The sequence below is a fragment of the Mesorhizobium sp. M7A.F.Ca.ET.027.03.2.1 genome, from assembly GCF_003999175.1.
Lineage (GTDB): Bacteria > Pseudomonadota > Alphaproteobacteria > Rhizobiales > Rhizobiaceae > Mesorhizobium.
Genome location: NZ_RZOM01000934.1, coordinates 1 through 2,464, shown reverse-complemented (window position 1 = coordinate 2,464; position 2,464 = coordinate 1). Strand labels below are relative to the sequence as shown.

3 protein-coding genes are annotated in these 2,464 nt (G+C 65.8%); 2 read left to right on the top strand and 1 reads right to left on the bottom strand.

The genetic code is table 11. From position 1 onward, the window contains the following. Both EN750_RS29240 and EN750_RS29235 read left to right on the top strand, forming a co-directional pair. Window positions 1-676 (top strand): pyridoxal-phosphate dependent enzyme (locus tag EN750_RS29240; protein WP_127398828.1); only part of this gene is annotated, 676 nt, incomplete at its 5' end. A 130-nt stretch (window positions 677-806) separates the two neighbouring features. After that, window positions 807-1,433 (top strand): glutathione S-transferase family protein, encoded by a 627-nt coding sequence (locus EN750_RS29235; RefSeq protein WP_127398827.1) that lies wholly within the window; start codon window positions 807-809, stop codon window positions 1,431-1,433. Window positions 1,434-1,436: 3 nt separating this feature from the next. Here EN750_RS29235 and EN750_RS29230 read toward each other — a convergent pair. Beyond that, window positions 1,437-2,464 (bottom strand): RNA polymerase sigma factor (locus EN750_RS29230; protein ID WP_145968015.1); only part of this gene is annotated, 1,028 nt, incomplete at its 5' end.

Below are 2,464 nucleotides of genomic sequence, written 5' to 3'. Positions count from 1 at the left end.
GGGCTACAAGCTGATCCTGACGATGCCCGAAACGATGTCGATCGAGCGCCGGAAAATGCTGGCGCTGCTGGGCGCCGAGCTGGTGCTGACAGAAGGCCCGAAAGGTATGAAGGGCGCCATCGCCAAGGCCGACGAACTGGCAGCGACGATCCCCAACGCGATCATCCCGCAGCAGTTCGAGAACCCGGCCAATCCAGAAATCCACCGCACGACGACGGCCGAGGAAATCTGGAACGATACGCATGGCGAGGTCGATATCTTCGTCGCCGGTATCGGCACCGGAGGCACCATCACCGGCGTCGGCCAGGTGCTGAAGAAGCGCAAGCCCTCCGTGCATGTCGTCGCCGTCGAGCCGGACTCCTCGCCTGTTCTGTCGGGCGGCCAGCCCGGCCCGCACAAGATCCAGGGCATCGGCGCCGGCTTTGCGCCCAAAATCCTCGACACGACGATCTATGACGAGATCGTCAAAGTGTCGAACGAGGATTCCGTGGCCAATGCCCGCCTCGTCGCCCGCCTCGAAGGCGTGCCGGTCGGTATCTCTTCGGGCGCCGCCCTGCAGGCGGCCATCGTCGTCGGCTCGCGGCCGGAGAACAAGGGCAAGAACCTTGTGGTGGTCATCCCGTCCTTCGCCGAGCGTTATCTGTCGACCATCCTGTTCGAGGGGCTGGGATCGTAATCCGACGCTTCTTCGTGACCAAGCTGGCCCGCTGAAAAAACGCCCGTGGCCGCCATCGGCGGCTTGAGGGCGACACCGCTTCCGGTTCATATCTCCCCCGGCCTGCTTTGCGCAGGTCGGGGGAGAATTTATGTACAAGCTTTATACCCGTCCCGGCAGCGGCGGCTTCGTGGTCGAGGCAGCGCTGGCGCTGGCCAATGTACCATTTGAGCAGATCGACGTGCCGAAGACCGACCGGCCCGATCCCGCCTTCCTCGACATCAGTCCGTTGAACCAGGTGCCGGTGCTGACCTTGCCCGACGGAAGCTCGATGACCGAATCCGCAGCGATCTGCATCGTGCTTGCCGAGCGCCACCCCAACGCCAATTTGGCGCCGGGAGCAGAAGCGCCTGCCCGCGCGGATTTCCTGCGCTGGATGGCCTTTATGTCGTCTGTGCTCTATTCGGCGGTGCTGCGTTTCTACTACGCATACCGCTACACTGCCGATCCCGAAGGCACCAAGGCGGTCAAGCAGGCGGCCGTGGCCGAGATGGACCGCGGCTTTGCCGTTCTCGATGCCGCGCTCGAAGGCCGTGACTGGCTGGTCGGTGACCGGATGTCGCTGGCCGACATCTATCTGGTCATGCTGGTGGCCTGGTATCCCGACATCGACAGCGCGCGGACGGCATGGCCGAACATCGAACGCCTGTGGGCGCGGCTGCGCGACCATCCGCTGATGAAGACGCTCAACACCTCGCACGAGATGTGGCCGGGCTGAAGCTCAATTTCTGAGCACCGCTCTTTTTCCTTGCAGGAACCGGCGCACCGCCGGGTCGCGCTCGAGGCCGATCGCCCGGTCATAGGCTTCGCAGGCTTGCGGTACCTGACCAAGCCTGGCCAGGAGACCGGCGCGTGCGGCCCAATAGGGCTGGTACTCGTCAAGCCGCTTGTCGTCGCCCAGCACGTAAAGAGCCGCCAATCCGGCCACTGCGCCCTCGGCCTCGGCGATCGCCACCGCGCGGTTTATCGCCACCACCGGCGATCCTGCGATCGAAAGCAGCGCGTCGTAGAGTTCCTGGATCGCCACCCAGTCGGTGCGGCCGGTGAGCCTTCGTGCCGCATGCGCGGACTGCACGGCCGCCTCAAGCTGGTAGCGGCCGATGACGCCCTTGGCCGCGGCGTGGGAAAGCAGCGCTTCCGCCTCGTCGATGAGGGCACGGTCCCATAGAAGGCAATCCTGCTCCGCCAACGGCACGAAGTCGCCTTCGGCGCTGCGCCGTGCGGCGCGGCGAGACTCGGCAAACAGCATCAGCGACAACAGGCCCAGTGCCTCCGGTTCCTCCGGCATCAGCGAGGCCACCAACCGGCCGAGCCAGATGCCTTCGGTCGCCAGGTTGCGGCGCCGCGTTTCGGTGCCGGCCGGATCGGACCAGCCTTCGGCGAAGGCGGCATAGATCGCCTCCAGCACCGCGTCCAGCCTTTCGCCGAGTTCGGCCCGCTCCGGCACGCGGAACGGAATGCCGGTTTCACGGATGCGGCTCTTGGCCCGCACCAGGCGCTGGCCCATGGTTGCGGGGGAGACCAGGAAGGCGGAGGCGATCGTCGCGGCGTCGAACCCCAGCACCGTCTGCAGAATGAGCGGCGAACGTACGCTCGATTCGATCGCCGGATGGGCGCAAGCGAACATCAGCCGCAGCCGATCGTCGGGCAGGTCTTCCTCGGTCATGCGTGCCTCCGCCTCCTGCGCAATCAGCTTGAGATGCTCGCGACCGGCCTCGCTGGTGAGCCGCCGCCGCACCGCATCGACAC

What these genes read in the sequence shown, in the direction of transcription:
- EN750_RS29235 (WP_127398827.1), top strand. Translation starts at nt 807, where the DNA reads ATGTACAAGCTTTATACCCGTCCCGGCAGCGGCGGCTTCGTGGTCGAG.